This window comes from Streptomyces sp. NPDC048370 (genome assembly GCF_043200825.1).
Taxonomy (GTDB): Bacteria; Actinomycetota; Actinomycetes; order Streptomycetales; family Streptomycetaceae; genus Streptomyces.
This window is the reverse complement of record NZ_JBICYI010000020.1, coordinates 25,654-40,650: the sequence shown is the minus strand read 5'-3', so window position 1 is coordinate 40,650 and position 14,997 is coordinate 25,654. Positions and strand designations below refer to the sequence as shown.

Annotated in this window: 16 protein-coding genes; 10 read left to right on the top strand and 6 right to left on the bottom strand. The window is 72.2% G+C overall.

Annotated features, from left to right (window positions below):
- Positions 1-153: 153 nt before the first annotated feature.
- Entirely contained in the window at positions 154-696 is a 543-nt protein-coding gene (locus ACGFYP_RS31595) for a cysteine dioxygenase (RefSeq protein ID WP_393500899.1), read from the top strand.
- A complete protein-coding gene (locus tag ACGFYP_RS31590) occupies positions 693-1,112 on the top strand; it encodes a rhodanese-like domain-containing protein (RefSeq protein ID WP_393500896.1) in 420 nt (139 codons plus the stop codon). Before ACGFYP_RS31595 ends, ACGFYP_RS31590 begins: the two co-directional genes overlap by 4 nt.
- A 32-nt stretch (positions 1,113-1,144) precedes the next feature.
- On the opposite strand, the gene recX is transcribed toward ACGFYP_RS31590, so the two are convergent.
- Both recX and recA read right to left on the bottom strand, forming a co-directional pair.
- Entirely contained in the window at positions 1,145-1,711 is a 567-nt protein-coding gene (gene recX, locus ACGFYP_RS31585; RefSeq protein WP_361966213.1) for a recombination regulator RecX, read from the bottom strand.
- A 4-nt stretch (positions 1,712-1,715) separates the two neighbouring features.
- Positions 1,716-2,846 carry a recombinase RecA gene (gene recA, locus ACGFYP_RS31580; RefSeq protein ID WP_393500893.1) on the bottom strand — a complete coding sequence of 377 codons (1,131 nt, stop codon included), beginning with the start codon at positions 2,844-2,846 and terminating at the stop codon, positions 1,716-1,718.
- A 337-nt stretch (positions 2,847-3,183) separates the two neighbouring features.
- Here recA and ACGFYP_RS31575 point away from each other — a divergent pair, with 337 nt between their 5' ends.
- The 6 genes from ACGFYP_RS31575 to ACGFYP_RS31550 all read left to right on the top strand — a co-directional run bounded on the left by ACGFYP_RS31575 (position 3,184) and on the right by ACGFYP_RS31550 (position 10,140).
- A complete protein-coding gene (locus ACGFYP_RS31575; protein ID WP_393501148.1) occupies positions 3,184-3,684 on the top strand; it encodes a pyridoxamine 5'-phosphate oxidase family protein in 501 nt (166 codons plus the stop codon).
- 35 nt (positions 3,685-3,719) lie between these two features.
- Entirely contained in the window at positions 3,720-4,946 is a 1,227-nt protein-coding gene (locus tag ACGFYP_RS31570; RefSeq protein WP_393500891.1) for a sensor histidine kinase, read from the top strand.
- Complete coding sequence (locus ACGFYP_RS31565; protein ID WP_361966219.1) at positions 4,943-5,608, top strand: response regulator transcription factor; 666 nt, start codon at positions 4,943-4,945, stop codon at positions 5,606-5,608. The genes ACGFYP_RS31570 and ACGFYP_RS31565 overlap by 4 nt, the downstream gene beginning before the upstream one ends.
- Positions 5,609-5,771: 163 nt before the next feature.
- Positions 5,772-7,121, top strand: a complete 1,350-nt coding sequence (locus ACGFYP_RS31560; RefSeq protein ID WP_393500887.1) for a cytochrome ubiquinol oxidase subunit I — start codon at positions 5,772-5,774, stop codon at positions 7,119-7,121.
- Positions 7,122-7,132: 11 nt separating this feature from the next.
- Complete coding sequence (locus ACGFYP_RS31555) at positions 7,133-7,927, top strand: cytochrome d ubiquinol oxidase subunit II (RefSeq protein ID WP_393500884.1); 795 nt, start codon at positions 7,133-7,135, stop codon at positions 7,925-7,927.
- 35 nt (positions 7,928-7,962) lie between these two features.
- Positions 7,963-10,140, top strand: coding sequence for an MMPL family transporter (locus ACGFYP_RS31550; RefSeq protein ID WP_393500881.1), 2,178 nt, complete (start codon positions 7,963-7,965; stop codon positions 10,138-10,140).
- A 91-nt stretch (positions 10,141-10,231) separates the two neighbouring features.
- Here ACGFYP_RS31550 and ACGFYP_RS31545 read toward each other — a convergent pair whose 3' ends face one another.
- Positions 10,232-11,374, bottom strand: a complete 1,143-nt coding sequence (locus ACGFYP_RS31545) for an AI-2E family transporter (protein ID WP_393501146.1) — start codon at positions 11,372-11,374, stop codon at positions 10,232-10,234.
- Between the two features lie 516 nt (positions 11,375-11,890).
- Positions 11,891-12,085, bottom strand: a complete 195-nt coding sequence (locus ACGFYP_RS31540) for a DUF3046 domain-containing protein (RefSeq protein ID WP_361966227.1) — start codon at positions 12,083-12,085, stop codon at positions 11,891-11,893.
- 79 nt (positions 12,086-12,164) lie between these two features.
- On the opposite strand from ACGFYP_RS31540, the gene ACGFYP_RS31535 reads away from it, so the two are divergent.
- Together ACGFYP_RS31535 and ACGFYP_RS31530 are read left to right on the top strand one after the other, a co-directional pair.
- Positions 12,165-13,094, top strand: coding sequence for a hypothetical protein (locus ACGFYP_RS31535; RefSeq protein WP_361966229.1), 930 nt, complete (start codon positions 12,165-12,167; stop codon positions 13,092-13,094).
- Between the two features lie 37 nt (positions 13,095-13,131).
- On the top strand, positions 13,132-13,728 hold the full coding sequence (locus tag ACGFYP_RS31530; protein WP_393500876.1) for an MFS transporter: 597 nt from the start codon (positions 13,132-13,134) through the stop codon (positions 13,726-13,728).
- 85 nt (positions 13,729-13,813) lie between these two features.
- Here ACGFYP_RS31530 and ACGFYP_RS31525 read toward each other — a convergent pair whose 3' ends face one another.
- Positions 13,814-14,122, bottom strand: a complete 309-nt coding sequence (locus tag ACGFYP_RS31525; protein WP_393500873.1) for an AzlD domain-containing protein — start codon at positions 14,120-14,122, stop codon at positions 13,814-13,816.
- Entirely contained in the window at positions 14,119-14,967 is an 849-nt protein-coding gene (locus tag ACGFYP_RS31520) for an AzlC family ABC transporter permease (protein ID WP_393500870.1), read from the bottom strand. Before ACGFYP_RS31520 ends, ACGFYP_RS31525 begins: the two co-directional genes overlap by 4 nt.
- Positions 14,968-14,997: the final 30 nt, after the last annotated feature.

The following is a 14,997-nucleotide window of genomic DNA, read 5'->3' as shown; positions in this document are numbered from 1 at the left end:
CGCCCTTCCTTCGCGTGATCCCGGCCGCCGACCGAAGTCGGCGTGGCTGACGCGCGTTTCTCCCGCGAACTTCCAGGACGGTCCTCCGTGCCCCAGCATGTCTCCCCTTCCTCAGCCGTACCCTCTGGCGCCCGTGCCGCAGCCCCTTCGGCCGTGGCATCGTCCGGCGCGGTGTCCTCAGCGTCGCCCGCCGCGTCGTCCGGCGCGCCTTCGGCGGCCGACCTTCTGGACTTCGTCCGTCGGACGGCGGCGGACGACGAACTGATCGACTCGCTTCCCCTCGATCCCGAGGGCCGTACGTGGGTGCGGCTCGACGGGCCCGGGGGCAGCGAGGCCTGGTTGATCGGCTGGCCGCCCGGCACGGGCACGGGCTGGCACGACCACGCCGAGTCGCACGGCGCGTTCACCACGGCGCGCGGTGCGCTGCGGGAGAACTCCCTCGCGGTACGGCTGCCGTCCGGCGGCTGGAAGACCCTGGAACTGGCCGACGGGGTCGACCGGGAGCGGCGCCTGCCGGCGGGCAAGGGGCGTGCTTTCGGGCAGCACCATGTGCACGAGGTGCTCAACGACTCCGCCGACGGGCACGCCGTGTCGGTCCACGCGTACTATCCGCCGCTCCCGTTGATCCGGCGTTTCAGCCGGTCGGGCGCGGTGCTCCGTCTTGAGCAGGTCGAGCGTCCGGAGGACTGGCAGTGAGTGAGCGGCAGGCAGGCGAGCGGGTGGGGATCGACGAGCTCCTCGAGCGGGTCAGGTCGGCTCTGGACCGGATCGAACCCCGGGCGGCCCACGAGGCGTACGAGGCGGGTGACGCGCTTCTGGTCGACACTCGGTACGCGGCGCTGCGCGAACGGGACGGGCTGATCCCCGGCGCGCTGATCGTGGAGCGCAATGAACTGGAGTGGCGGCTCGACCCGTTGGGCAGCCATCGCGCCCCGCAGGCGGACAGCCATGACCTGCGGGTGGTGGTGTTCTGCAACGAGGGGTACGCGTCCTCGCTGGCGGCGGCGTCGCTGCGGCAGTTGGGGCTGCACCGGGCGACGGATGTGATCGGCGGCTTCCAGGCGTGGAAGCAGGCGGGCCTGCCGGTCCTGCTGCCGGGGACGACGTCGTAGCCGCGTAGCCCGTACGCGCCCCGGCCTCGCGGCTAGAAGGGCTCGTCCAAGCCCTCCGTGTCCTCGCCCTCGGCCTCCAGGGCCTGGCGGACGACTCTGAGGGCCATACCCTCCGGGTACCCCTTGCGGGCGAGCATTCCCGCGAGGCGGCGCAGTCGGCGGTCCCGGTCGAGGCCGCGGGTGGCGCGGAGCTTGCGGTCGACGAGCTCGCGCGCGGTGATCTCCTCCTGCTCGGAGTCCAGCTGCCCCACGGCTTCCTGGATGAGCGAGGGGTCGACTCCCTTGGTCCGCAGTTCGCGGGCGAGGGCCCGGCGGGCGAGGCCCCGACCGTGGTGCCGGGACTCCACCCAGGCGTCGGCGAAGGCGGCGTCGTCGATCAGCCCGACATCCTCGAAGCGGGAGAGCACCTCTTCGGCGACCTCGTCGGGGATCTCGCGCTTGCGCAGGGCGTCGGCCAACTGTTTGCGCGTACGGGGGGTCCCGGTGAGCAGGCGCAGGCAGATCGCCCGCGCCCGCTCAGCCGGATCCTGGGGCGACAGCTCCTTCTCGGCCCTCGACGAGTCGGGGCTGTCGCCCGGCCATTCGGTGCGACCGGTCACGGCTTCAGCTCTTGGCCGCCGGGGCCTTGGTCGCCTTGGTGGCCTTGGCCGCCGGGGCGGACTTGGCCGTGTCGTCCGTGGTGGCCGCCTCGGCGCCACCCGTGGTCTCCGCGGCCGCCTCGGCAGGAGCTGCCCCCGGGCGGACGCCGACGCCCAGCTTCTCCTTGATCTTCCTCTCGATCTCGTCGGCGAGGTCGGGGTTGTCCTTCAGGAAGTTGCGGGCGTTCTCCTTGCCCTGGCCGAGCTGGTCGCCCTCGTACGTGTACCAGGCACCGGCCTTGCGGACGAAGCCGTGCTCCACGCCCATGTCGATCAGGCCGCCCTCACGGCTGATGCCCTGGCCGTAGAGGATGTCGAACTCGGCCTGCTTGAAGGGCGGCGCGACCTTGTTCTTGACGACCTTGACGCGGGTGCGGTTGCCGACGGCGTCCGTGCCGTCCTTGAGGGTCTCGATACGGCGGATGTCGAGGCGCACCGAGGCGTAGAACTTCAGGGCGCGGCCACCGGTCGTGGTCTCCGGCGAGCCGAACATCACGCCGATCTTCTCGCGGAGCTGGTTGATGAAGATCGCGGTGGTCTTGGACTGGTTGAGCGCGCTGGTGATCTTCCGGAGCGCCTGGCTCATCAGTCGGGCCTGGAGACCCACGTGCGAGTCGCCCATCTCGCCCTCGATCTCCGCGCGCGGGACGAGCGCGGCGACGGAGTCGATGACGATCAGGTCGAGGGCGCCGGAGCGGACCAGCATGTCGACGATCTCGAGGGCCTGCTCGCCGTTGTCCGGCTGGGACAGGATGAGGTTGTCGATGTCGACGCCGAGCTTCTTCGCGTACTCGGGGTCGAGGGCGTGCTCGGCGTCCACGAAGGCGACCTGACCGCCGGCCTTCTGGGCGTTGGCGACGGCGTGCAGCGTCAGGGTCGTCTTACCGGAGGACTCCGGGCCGTAGATCTCCACGACACGGCCGCGGGGCAGTCCGCCGACGCCGAGCGCGATGTCGAGGGCGGTCGAGCCGGTGGAGATCACCTCGATCGGCTCCTGGGTGCGGTCGCCCATGCGCATCACGGCACCCTTGCCGAATTGCCGTTCAATCTGCGCGAGCGCGGCCTCGAGGGCCTTCTCGCGGTCGGTACCTGCCATGGGTTCCACCCGGTTTGCTTGAGTCGATCGCTTCATGTGAAAGACGCTAACCCCTGCCACTGACAATGGGCCCCGACGTCCCTCCGACCTGTGGATAACTCGCCCACAACCCCGCGATTCCAAGGGCCGGAATCCCATAAGAATGGATGTTCGATTTTGGTGTCAAGCGCACCACGCGGTCCCGCGGCCACCGGACGAGGCCTCGGGGGTGCGGGCGCGGCAGAGCCGGTCGACAGAGACTCCGGCCTGCCGCCGAAGTCTCTCTTCCCGCCCCGATCTCCCGATCCCTCCTAAGCTGGGAGGACTGGTGAACGACCGCGGGAAGGTGGGTCCGATCGTGCAGCCGAGCGAGATCACCGAGGTCCTGGACCATCCGATCAGCCGGGAACTGCTGGCCCGCGACGTGACCCGGCTGGCGTACGTGGCCAAGGACGGCACCCCCCGGGCGGTTCCGATCGGCTTCGCCTGGAACGGCTCGGAAATCGTCATGTGCACACCGCCCAACGCCCCCAAGCTGTCGGCCCTGCGCGACAACCCGGCGGTCGCCCTGACCATCGACACCGAGGTGCACCCGCCGAAGATCCTGCTCATCCGCGGCCGGGCCGATCTCGACCTCGTCGAAGGCATCCCGGACGAGTTCCTCCAGGCGAACAGCACCTACGTGATGACGCCCGAGCAGCGGGTCACCTGGGAGGCCGAGGTCCGTTCGCTCTACGCCGACGGCATGGTCCGGATCGTCGTGACCCCGACCTGGGCGAAGCTCATCGACTTCGAGACGACCCTCCCGAGCGCGGTCGAGGAGCTGGTACGGGCGCGTGAGGAGCGCCGACGCGCCTGAACGGCCCGGCCCCACGCGCGCCTATCCTTCCTGACATGGCCCTCCCCTTCCGCGTCCGTGGCGGCGGCATGTCCCCGCGCGCCGCCGATGCCGTCGTGGCCCTGGTCGTCGCCCTCGTCGTGACCGTCTGGACGGTGCTGTCCGGGCTCGACGTGGACGAGCCGGTGGCCCGGACGGTCGTCGCCTGGGTGTTGGTCGCGGTCGGCTGCGGGGCGCTCGCCTTCCGGCGACGGGCACCCGTCGCCGTAGCCGTCGTCACCCTGCTCGCCTGCATGGCCTACTACCCGGTGTCGGCGCAGGACGGGCCGCTGATGATCTGCTTCGCCCTCGCGCTGTACACCACGGCGGCGGAGGGCCGGTTCGTCGCGGCGGTCGCGCTGGCTTCCGTCACGCTGCTCGCCGTCGGCCTCGGCGAGCTCCGGCAGGAGAGCGGTCGTCGGCAGATCGACGACACCTCGCTCGCGATGCTGTCCGGCTGGCTGATCAGCCTCGTCGCCGTGGGCCGCGCCCAGCGGACCCGGACCGCCTATCTCCACGAAGTGGAGCAGCGGGCGCTCGCCGCCGAGCGGGAGCAGGAGGCGCGTGGCCGGCAGAGCGCCACGGAGGAGCGGCTGCGGATCGCCCGGGAGCTGCACGACGTGCTCGGCCACAGCATCTCGCTGATCAACGTGCAGTCGGGCGCGGTGCTGCACCGGCTGAGCAAGAAGCCGGAGCCCGAGGTCGCGCTGGCCGCCGCCGAGGAAGCGCTCGAAGCGGTGAAGGCCACCAGCAAGGACGCGCTGCGCGAGCTGCGCGCCACGCTCGGGGTGCTGCGCCAGGCCGACGAGACCGCGCCGACCGCGCCGACCTCCGGGCTCGCCCTGCTCGGGGAGTTGGTCGAGCGGGCCAGGAGCACGGGCCTCGACATCCGTACGGAGCTGACGGGCACACCCGTACCGCTGGCGCCGCCGGTCGATCTCGCCGCGTACCGGATCGTCCAGGAGTCGCTGACCAACGTAACCCGGCACGCCGGTGCCCGTACCGCCACGATCGCGCTCGACTGGCGCGCCGACGAACTGCGGTTGCGCATCGAGGACGACGGCGAGGGGGCTCCTGAGGAGCTGCCGCTGGGCAGCGGCATCCGGGGCATGGCCGAGCGGGCCCGGGCCTTCGGCGGCGAACTGACCGCGCACAGCACGGCCGGGGGCTTCCGGGTGGACGCTCGGCTGCCGCTCGGCACACCCGCGTCCACGATCACCACGTCCGAGGGGGAACCCCGATGATCCGCGTCGTACTCGCCGACGACCAGACACTGGTCCGGGCCGGGTTCCGCTCGATCCTGGCCGACGAGGACGACATCGAGGTGGTCGGGGAGGCCGGGGACGGCGAGCAGGCGATCGCGCTCGCCCGCGAACTCCGCCCGGACGTGGTCCTGATGGACATCAGGATGCCCGGGCTCGACGGCCTCGAGGCCACCCGCCGGATCACCGCCGACGCCCGTCTCGAAGGGGTCCGGGTGGTCATCCTGACCACCTTCGACGTCGACGACTACGTGTACGGCGCGCTGCGCGCCGGGGCGAGCGGCTTCCTCGTCAAGGACACCGAGCCGATGGAGCTGCTGCACGGGGTACGGGTGGTGGCCCGCGGCGACGCGCTGATCGCCCCGGCCGTGACCCGTCGGCTGATCGCGGAGTTCGCCGGCCGCTCGAAGCAGCCCGATCCGAGCCCGCGTCTGAACGCCCTCACCGAACGGGAGCGCGAGGTGATGGGCCTGGTGGGGGCGGGTCTCTCCAACGACGAGATCGCCCAGCGCCTCGTGCTCTCCCCGGCCACCGCCAAGACGCACGTCAGCCGGATCATGACCAAGCTGGACGTCCGGGACCGGGCGCAGCTGGTGATCCTTGCGTACGAGTCGGGGATGATCACGCCCGGCTGGCTGGGCTGAATCCGCGCGTCGGGCGGGACCCACGGTTCGTCCCCTAGGGGGCACGCGCGCGTGGACGCAACTCCTGGGGTACGCGCGCGTGGGGCGGCGCAACCCCGGGGGTACGGCCACTGACCACCCCGGGGCGACGCGGGCCTCCTAGCCGTACGCCGACGCTGGCTGCGTGAATCCAGGCGTCCTCGATCTCGCCCGGCTGCAGTTCGCCCTCACGGCGGGCGGCCACTTCCTCTTCGTCGCGCTGACGCTGGGGCTCGCGACCGTGGTCGCCGTCGTCCAGACGGTGGCGACGATCGGCCGGAAGCCGCTGCACGCGCGCATGGTCCGCTACTGGGGCCAGCTGTACGTGATCAACTACGCGGTCGGGATCGTCACCGGCATCGTGATGGAGTTCCAGTTCGGGATGAGCTGGAGCGGGCTGACGCACTACGCGGGCAATGTCTTCGGCGCCTCGCTCGCGGTCGAGACGATCGTCGCGTTCTTCGTCGAGTCGACCTTCCTCGGACTGTGGATCTTCGGCTGGCACCGCTTCAACCGCTGGGTCCATCTGGCGATGATCTGGGTCGTCACGCTGACCGCGTACCTCTCGGCGTACTGGATCCTCGTCTCCAACGGCTTCCTCAACCACCCGGTCGGGTACCGGGTGGAGGGCGGCGACAGGCTGGTCCTGGACGACCCGGTCGCCGTGCTGACCAACCCATCGGCCCTGCTCGCCTTCGGGCACATCCTCGCCGGAGCGCTGCTCACGGCCGGTTTCTTCGTGGCCGGTGTCAGCGCGTACCACCTGTTCCGGCGGACGTCCGAGTGGGAGTTCTTCGGCCGGAGCCTGCGGATCGGAGTGTTCCTCTCCTTCCCCGCGCTGATGGTCACGGCCGTCTTCGGCGGCATCCAGTTCGCCGCCCTCGGCACCTTCCAGCCCATGAAGTCGGCCGTGTTCAGCCAGAAGACGGCCGAAATCGCGCAGATCCAGGCGGACATGGTCGCCCGTTTCGGCCCCGGCGACTACGTCCCCTCCGAGGCGTGGACCCGCGGCGGCGGGCTCGTCATGCTCATCAGCTTCGCCCTGATGATGTACTTCACCTTCGCCGGCGTGATCCTGGCCTGTTTCAAGAAGGTCGTCTTCCGCTTCCGGCTCTGGCATCTGGCCCTGATGGCCGCCGTACCGCTGCCCTACCTCGCGATGATCAGCGGCTGGGTGTTCCGCGAGGCGGGCCGCCAGCCCTGGGTCGTGTACGGCCTCCTGAAGACCGAGGACGCGGTCTCCGACCTCTCCCCCGGCGCGATGCGCGCCTCGCTGATCGTCTTCACCACTCTCTTCGGGCTGCTCGTCGTCCTCAACGCCTGGCTGCTGGCCCGGCACGCCCGCCGGGGCCCGGTCGACGCGGGCCTCGGCCACGACGACCGGGTCAGGCCCGAGGGCGGTACCGAGGGCGGCGGACGCGCGGACGGACCCGAGAGCGGACCCGGTGACGGACCCGGGGACCCCGTCGACTCCCTGCCCGCCACGAGCTACTGAGGAGCCCGGCCGTGGAAACCCTCGCCATCGTCCTGCTCGCCTTCTTCGCCACCGGCTACTTCGTGCTCGCGGGCGCGGACATCGGAACGGGGATGCTCACCCCGTACCTCGGCCGCACCGACCACGAACGCCGTCTCGTCCTCACCTCCTTCGCGCCCTTCTTCCTGGGCAACGAGGTGTGGCTGATCGCTACGGCGGGTGTGCTCGTCGGTTGTTTCCCCGACGTCGAACGGGAGCTGTTGACCGGCCAGTTCGTGGTCCTCCTCCCCCTGCTGACCGGCTGGATCGTCCGTGACCTCGGGCTCTGGTCGCGCGGGCGGGGACCGGGGCGACGCTGGCGGGCGGTCTGCGACGGCGCGGTGGTGTGCGGCAGTTGGACGGTCGCCCTGTCCTGGGGATGGCTGCTGGCCGCGCCGCTGATCGGTGCGCCGTACGAGCGGGCCGGCGGCGTGACCGCGCTCCTCGTCGCCGTCGCCACGGCCGCCCTGTTCGCCGCCCACGGGCTCGGCTTCGCCACGCTCCGGCTGACCGGGCTGCCGTACGAACGCGCCCGTCTGCTCGTGGGGCGGACCGGACGGACCGGTCGGACCGCACCGTGGCAGTCCTTCGCGCTCACCGCCGCCCTGCTCGGCGCCCTTCCGCTGCTCGCCGGGAGCGCCCTTCCTCTGGCCGAGCATGCCGCGGACGGCGCCACGCTCGCCCTGCTCGTGCCCGCGCTGCTCGTCGTCACCCCGTTCCTCGTCGCCGCCCAGGTGTGGACCTGGCGCACCTTCCGGCACCGGGTGACCCGGCCCTCGTACCTGTGACTCCCGGCACGCAACTCCCAGAAGGAGAAACGATCATGACCGTCACGCGGGACACCGATCCCACGACGAACCCACCGAACCCTCCGAACCCACCGACCCGGCGCGGCAGCGTCTTCGAGCGCCTGGCCGCCTTCTCGTACCGTCACCGCTGGTCCGCCGTGCTGCTGTGGATCGTGGTGGTGGCCGCCGCGACCGGCGCCTCGACGGCCGTCGGGAGCGCGTACCACAACGACTTCTCGCTGCCCGGCACCGATTCGCAGGCGGCACGGACCGTCCTGGAACGGCACGGGTCCGCCCAGGCCACGGACGCCACCCTGCAGATCGTCGTCAAGGACGAGCGGGGCGTCCTGGAAAAGACCGTCCACGCGCGCGTGGAGGGCCTGCTCGACACGGTCGAGGGGCTCCCCGGGGTGACGGACGTACGCAGCCCGTACGAGGAGAGGGCGGCGGTCTCCGAGGACGGCACCGTCGCCTACGCCATCGTCACCCTCGACGGCGCGGCGGAGAACACCGACCGCACCGAGGTCCTGAAGGTCATCGACACCGTGCGGGAGGCGCAGGGCGACGGGCTGACCGCCGCCGTCGGCGGTGAGGCGGCACGCGGCGCCGAGGAGGGCGGCGGCGGAGCGGCCGAGGGCGCGGGCATGCTGGGCGCCCTGGTGATCCTGGTCTTCCTGTTCGGGTCCCTGGTCGCGGCGAGCCTGCCCGTGGTCACCGCGGTCTTCGCGGTCGGCAGCTCGATCGGGCTGATCGCGCTGGCCTCGCACCTCGCGGACGTCGCGGACTTCACCCCGCCGATCATGATGCTGGTCGGCCTCGGTGTCGGGATCGACTACGCGCTGCTGATCTTCTCCCGCTACCGCACCGAACTCCTGCACGGCGCGGAGCCCGAGCGGGCCACCCGGACCGCACTGGACGCGGCGGGGCGCACGGTCTTCTTCGCCGGCTGCACGGTGATCATCGCCCTGATGGGCCTGGTCGTGCTCGGCCTCGGCTCGCTGCAGGGCGTGGCGCTCGCCGTCGCACTGACCGTCCTCGTCACCATGGCCGCCTCGCTCACCCTGCTCCCGGCGCTGCTCGGGATCTTCGGCCGGCGCATCCAGCGGCAGGTCACCAAGCGGGCCGCGAAGACGACTCGCCCGGAGGGCGCCAGGTGGCGCGCCTGGGCGACGGCCGTGCAGAGGCGGCCGTGGGCGGCCCTGCTTGTCTCGGTGGTGGCCCTGGGCGCGCTCGCCGCGCCCGCCCTCGACATGCGGCTCGGCTTCGCCGACGCGGGCAACGACGCCCCGACGAAGTCCAGCAGGCAGGCGTACGACCTGCTGGCCGAGGGCTTCGGGCCGGGTTTCAACGGGCCGCTGATCGTGGTCGCGGACGGCGGCGGCGAGCGCGCCGCGAGCGCCCTGCGCGCGGCCCTGGAGGACACGGAGGGCGTCGCGGCGGCCACCGCGCCGATCCCGACGAAGGACGCCGCCGTCTCCACCGTCATCGCCTTCCCGGAGTCGGCGCCCCAGGCGGAGGCGACGTCGGAGCTCGTCGACCGGCTGCGCTCCGACGTCCTGCCGCCGGTGGAGCGGGCGACCGGCGCCGATCTGCTGGTCGGCGGGCCGACGGCGGCGACCGAGGACTTCGCCGCCACCGTCTCGGACCGGATGCCGCTCTTCGTCGCGGTCGTCGTGGGCCTCTCCGCGCTCCTGCTGCTCCTCGTCTTCCGGTCCGTGCTCATCCCGATCAAGGCGGCGCTGCTCAACCTGCTGAGCATCGGAGCGGCCCTCGGGGTGATCACCCTCGTCTTCCAGCACGGCTGGTTCGGGGTGCAGCCCGGCCCGATCGAGGCGTTCATCCCCGTGATGATCTTCGCGATCGTCTTCGGTCTCTCGATGGACTACGAGGTCTTCCTGCTCTCCCGGATCCACGAGGAGTGGGAGCGCACCCAGGACCCGCAGGGCGCCGTACGGGAGGGGCTCGCGGCGACCGGGAAGGTCATCACGGCCGCCGCGGCGATCATGATCGTGGTGTTCTCGGCCTTCGTCCTCAGCCCCGACCGGATGCTCCAGCAGTTCGGGCTCGGCCTGGCCGTGGCGATCCTGCTGGACGCGGTGGTCATCCGCTGTCTGATCGTGCCCGCGGTCATGCAGCTGCTGGGGCGGCGCGCGTGGTGGCTCCCGGCGCCACTGGCGCGGATCATCCCGAAGGTCCAGCTCGAACGCCACTGAGGGACGGGCCGGAGGCCTCACCCTCCGGCCCGTGCCCCGGGCCTCAGCCCGGCTCGTGCCCGGGGCCCTGGCTCTGCCCGCGCCCCGGGCCCTAGCCCTGCTCGTGCCCGGGGCCCTGCCCCTGCTCCTTCTTGTGGTGCAGCGCCTTCTGGAGCCGGGCGACGACGGCCTCGCCGTAGCGCCGGTGGCCGTGCACGCGCGGGTCGTCGGTCACGTCGTACCGCTTCACATAGGCGCCCAGGAAGGCCTGGAGGGTGGCGACGGCCGGGATCGCGATCAGCGCGCCGACCGCGCCGAGCAGCGCCGTACCGGCGATCACCGAGCCGAACGCGACCGCCGGGTGGATGTCCACCGTCTTGGACGTCAGCTTCGGCTGGAGGACGTAGTTCTCGAACTGCTGGTAGACCACGACGAACACCAGGACCCACAGCGCGTACCAGGGGTTCTCGGTGAACGCGATCAGCATGGGCAGCGCGCCCGCGAGGTACGTGCCGATGGTGGGGATGAACTGCGAGACCAGGCCCACCCAGACCGCGAGCGCCGGCGCGTACGGCACTCCCAGAATCTCCAGCAGGATGAAGTGCGCGACGCCGGAGATCAGGGCCATCAGGCCACGGGAGTAGAGGTAGCCACCGGTCTTGTCGACGGCGATCTCCCAGGCCCGCAGGACCTCGGTCTGACGTGCCGGCGGCAGTACGGAGCAGAGCGCGCGGCGCAGCCGGGGGCCGTCGGCGGCGAAGTAGAACGAGAACAGGAAGATCGTCAGCAGCTTGAACAGGCCGCCGAGGACGGTGGCGGAGATGTCGAGCACGCCGCTCGCGCTGTTCTGCACGTACTTCTGGAGCCAGTCGGAGCGCAGGATGTTGTCCTGGACCTCGACTCGGGACAGCTCGGTGTGGAACGTCTGGTTGATCCAGTTGATCAGTGAGTCGAGGTACTTGGGGAAGTTCTCGACCATGTCGACGATCTGGCCCGCGAGCATCGAGCCGAGCAGGACGACGAAGCCCACGCTGAAGACCATGACGGCGAGGAAGACGAGGAACGTGGCGAGTCCTCGCCGCATGCCCCGGGCGGCCATCCTGCCGACGGCCGGTTCGATGGCGAGGGCCAGGAAGAACGCGACGACGATGTTGACGAGCAACCCGATGAGCTGGTGGAACGCCCAGCTGCCCAGCTGGAAGCAGGCGTAGAGCGCGAGGGCGAGCACCATGGCCCGGGGCAGCCAGCGGGGCATCCGGGCGGCGGGGCCGGCCTTCACGCCGTCCCCTGGCTCACCGGAACCCGCCCCGGCTCCGGCCGGTGCGGTCGCAGGACCGCTCGCGGGGGTCGGGATCCCGCCCCGGGCCGGCGGGGGCACAGCCCCGGAGACCGCCGCCCCCGACGTCGGGCTCGTGGGCGTCGGGTCTCCGTGCCGGGCGTCGGACGTCACCCCGGGGGGCTCTGCCCACGGCCGACCGCCCCTGCGACCGCGCTTCCGGGGTTCGCCCGGTCACAGCCTGGTCGGGGGTCCCGTCGGCGGTCGTCTTGCCGTTCTCGTTGCCGGTCGCGTCGGTGTCGTCAGTCGGAGCCACCCGGCCAGTCTCGCGCACCGCGCAGACATTCCGTCCCTGCCGGGCCCGCCGACCCGTCGTGGGCGCGGGGCCGAGGCGTGCTCGGCGCGTGGTCGGCGCGGGGCCGACGCGTGCTCGGCGCGGGGCCGACGCCTGCTCGGCGCGGGGCCGACGCGTGCTCGGCGCGTGGTCGACGCGGGTCAGCGCCTGTCGGCCGGTACGTCCATGGCCGCGCAGACCGCCCGCCACACGTCCTTCGCCTCCCACCCGGCGTCCAGTGCCTCGTGCACCGTACGACCGCCCAGTTCGGACATCACATGGTCCCGTGCGAAGGATTCGGCGTAGGACCCGCCGAAGTGGTCCGCCATCCGCTCCCAGAAAATCGTCAACCGCATGACCCCAGTATCCCGCCCCCAAGAGTGCAGCCCGGCCGGTAAGCCTTGTCACACGTCCCGGGCGGCCTACGGTCGGACCATGGCTGGAACTCCTCTCGCGGCTCCGCACCCCACGCCTCGCGCGCGTGCCGAACACTTCGTCTGGCTGACGGCCCGCGTGCTCGAACAGCGCCGGTTCGCCTACCACTTCCTGCGCGGCGGCGCGGAACCCGTCGAGGTGGCGCTCGCGGCGTACCTCAACGAGGACGGCGGCTACGGCCACGCCCTCGAACCCGATCTCCGGGGCCCGGTCAGCCAGCCCCTGCACACGGGGCACGCGCTCCGGGTCCTGGACTCCATCGGCCGCTGCGGCGGGCTGAGGGTGGAACGGATCTGCCGCTACCTCACCGAGGTGTCCACGCTCGACGGGGCGCTGCCCGCCGTCCACCCGTCCCAGCGCGGCTACCCGGCCGCGCCGTTCGTGCCGATCGTCGACGACCCGCCCAGCGCGCTGCTCTCCACCGGCCCGGTGGTCGGCCTGCTCCACCGCAACCAGGTGTGGCACGCCTGGCTGTTCCGGGCGACCGAGTTCTGCTGGTCGGCGGTCGAGTCGCTGGAGAAGTCGCATCCGTACGAGATCGAGGCCGCCGTCGCCTTCCTGGACGGAGTCCCGGACCGGTCGCGGGCGCAGGCGGTCGCCGACCGGCTGGGGCGTCTGGTGCGGGAGCAGGGCCTTGCGGTCCTGGATCCCGAACGGCTCGACGACTTCCCCGTGGCCCCGGGGTACGCGCCCGAGGAACACCACTTCCCGTACGACTACGCGCGCGTGCCGGACTCCCTGGCCCGCCGCTGGTTCACGGAGGAGGAGATGGCCCGCTCGCTCGACCACCTGGCGGCCGCCCAGCAGGAGGACGGCGGCTGGCCTGTCACCTGGCGCCGATGGGCCCCGGGCACGGCGCTGGAGGCGCGGCCGATCGTGACGATCGAGGCGCTGCGGACGCTGCGCGCCCACGGCCGCCCGATCGACTGACGTCCGCCCGCGCCGAGGACCGAACCGTGCGACGCCGATGAGCTCGAAGCTCACCTGGCTGCCGGACTACCTGGAGACGGTCCTCGGCTGGGACGCGCATCGGGTGGGCCTCATGGTGGGCGCGGGGGCGATCGCCAACGGAGTCGTCCTGCTCGTCCACGGTCTTGTGGCGCAGCGGGCGGCCCGGCGGGGCCGACCGGGTCTGCTCCCCGCAGGGGCGGGCGCGGGGGTGCTGCTCCTGCTGTCGGCCGCGGCGGTGTCGGTCTTCGCGACGGCCGACGCCGACTGGCTGCGGGTGCCGACGATGTTCGGCCCGATGGCGCTGGCTCCGGTGATGATGACGGTCGGCCAGACGGCCTGCGCGCGGATCACACCGCCTTCGCAGCGCGGAGTGGTGCTGGGCGCGGTGGTCTGCGTCTTCGCGCTGGGTGGCGTCCTCGCACCGCTGGTACTGGGCGGGATCGTGGACGCCGCCGCGACGACGGCCCAGGGCTACGAGAACGGCTGGCTTGTCACCGCCGCCCTCCTGGCGACGGCGGGCGCGGCGACCACCCTGTTCCTCCGTCCGGAACGCGACGCGCAGCGCCTGGGAGTCCCCGAGACGCCTCCGGTGGGGGTGCCGATGGCGCACTGAGGAGCCGGGGGCGGGCCGTAGAGCGTGTGCCCGCTCCCCGGGCGGCACCGCGCACGCGCGCGTGCCGCCCTCGGGACTGCGCGCCCTACCCGCCCAGTGCCCGTACACCCGCCGTGACGGCCACGGCAGCGCCGACGACCACGAGGAAGGGGGCGCGCAGGAGCAGGGCGACGGCCGCGGCGGCCACGCCGGCCGCGCGGGCGTCCAGGACGAGGCCTGAGCCCTCGCCGAACGTCTGCTGGGCGGTCAGCGCCGCGAGCAGGGCCACCGGCAGCAGGGCCGCGAGGCGCTGGACGAGCGGCCGTTCCAGGGCACCCGCCGGGACCAGGAGCCCGAGCAGTTTGACGAGGTAGCAGCCGACGACCGTGAGGCCGATCGCGATCCAGACGGTCATCGGTCCTCCTCCTTGCGCGACGCGGGCGATTCCGCAGCACCCGCTGCCTTGACACCCGTCCCCACGGCACCCGCTTCCGTCACACCCATGTCCGTCACACCCATGTCCGCCGCACCCGTCTCCGCCTCACCCGGCCCGTCGGCCAGGCGACGGCCCCGCAGCCACAGCACCGCCGGCGCGGCCAGCGCCGCCGCGAGGACGGGTACGCCGGCCGGCAGCACGGGCAGCAGCCCGAGGCCGAGCACGACGGCGAGCCCCGCCGTGTACCGCTCCGTCGCCGTCTTCAGCATGGGCGCGAGGAGCGCGAGGAAGACGGCGGGTCCCGCCGCGTCCAGGCCCCAGGCCTTGGTGTCGCCGATGGCCTCCGCGCCGAGGGCGCCGAGGAAGGTCGTCAGGTTCCACAGGACGTAGAGCGTGAGTCCGGTGACGGTGAACCCGATCCGCGCGGCGCGCCGGGTCGGCTGCGCCAGCGCCACGGCGGCCGTCTCGTCGATGACCCACTGTGCGGCGAAGGGCCTGACCGAGCGCGGCAACGCGAGCAGCTGGGACAGGCGCAGCCCGTAGAACGCGTTACGGGTGCCGAGGAAGAAGGCGCCCGCCGCGGCCGTGAACGGGTTCCCGCCGGCCGCGAGCGCTCCCACCAGCGCGAACTGCGAGGCGCCGGTGAAGACGAGCAGGCTGAGCGCGCAGGTCTGGAGGAGGCTGAGTCCGGAGCCCGCGGAGGTGACGCCGAAGGCGAAGCCGGAGAGGCCGACGGCGATACCGACCCCGAGCGCGTCGCGCACGACCGCCGAGTCCGCCTTGGTCGCCTCCCGTATCACGGGGGGTGCTGTCTGTTCTGCCACGTCAGCGACGGTACGAGCCCGTCCGTTCAT